The sequence below is a fragment of the Clostridium tarantellae genome (assembly GCF_009295725.1).
Classification (GTDB): Bacteria; Bacillota; Clostridia; order Clostridiales; family Clostridiaceae; genus Sarcina; species Sarcina tarantellae.
This window is the reverse complement of sequence record NZ_WHJC01000555.1, coordinates 1-949: the sequence shown is the minus strand read 5'-3', so window position 1 is coordinate 949 and position 949 is coordinate 1. Positions and strand designations below refer to the sequence as shown.

Sequence of the window (949 nt, the reverse complement as noted above, 5' to 3'; positions counted from 1 at the left end):
GAATATTTAAATATCACCTTTGAGGATAAAGATTCTATTCTTAATGGCTTTTTAGAAAGTGGAAAGATCTATTTAAATAATATAGCAGGAGTTAGTCTTGAATTTAATACTAACTCCTATAATAAAAACTTACTTTTTGAGTATTGCAGATATATTTATAATAATGCCTTTGAATATTTTGAACCTAATTTTAAAGGACCATTAATTCAGTTACAAATACAAAATGTGGTGAGTGAAAATGATAAAGAATAATTTGCAAAAACAAAGGGATTTATTAAGAACCTATAATATGCCTATGGAAATTGTAAAGAAAATAACTACTGTAGATGAGGAAGGTTATAAGAAGGAAGATTATAAAGTAATTTATAAATGCTTTGGTAATATAAATAATCTTTATGGAAAAGAGCTTTATAATGCCTTTGGAATAGGACTAGAAAACACTTTAAATATAAGAATTAAATATTGTAATTTATTAAAGGAAATATTCTTTAAAAGTGATAATAAAAATAGAGAATATAAGGTTAAATGGAATAATATTATTTTTGATATTTTCTTAGTGGATTTTCTAGGCTTTAATAATGAGGATGTTATTTTAAAGGTGAGAAGGTTAGATTAATGGCATATATAGAAGTTAATGGATTAGAGGAATTAATAAAGGAATGTGAAAGACTTGGAGGAAAGGGAGCCACCGAAAATGCTAATAGAAAAATACTAAAAAAAGCAGCTAAACTTACACGGGGAGAAGCAAAAGGTAAAGCTCCAAGAAGTGAAAACCCTATGAATAGTGGAAGAAAAGGAAGTAGAACAGGAAAACATATGGGGGATAATATTCCCCTTAGTGGAGTAAAAAATAGAAATGGAAGTTTATATATAATAGTTGGATGGGATAAAGGAGATAATTCTCCTTTTTTTTATGCCAAATTTATTGAATATGGAACCTCTAAAATTC

At 27.0% G+C, this 949-nt stretch carries 3 protein-coding genes; all 3 read left to right on the top strand.

Annotation, left to right across the window (positions count from 1 at the left end):
* The coding region (locus GBZ86_RS16315) for a hypothetical protein (protein WP_152892416.1) at positions 1-252 on the top strand (252 nt) is incomplete at its 5' end.
* Complete coding sequence (locus tag GBZ86_RS16310) at positions 239-616, top strand: phage head closure protein (protein WP_152892414.1); 378 nt, start codon at positions 239-241, stop codon at positions 614-616. The genes GBZ86_RS16315 and GBZ86_RS16310, both read left to right, overlap by 14 nt.
* Positions 616-949: HK97-gp10 family putative phage morphogenesis protein (locus tag GBZ86_RS16305; protein ID WP_152892412.1), on the top strand; the 334-nt coding region annotated here is incomplete at its 3' end. The genes GBZ86_RS16310 and GBZ86_RS16305, both read left to right, overlap by 1 nt.

Bases quoted from the DNA above. Each gene is read 5' to 3' on its own strand.
- GBZ86_RS16310 (WP_152892414.1), top strand. From the start codon at position 239: ATGATAAAGAATAATTTGCAAAAACAAAGGGATTTATTAAGAACCTAT.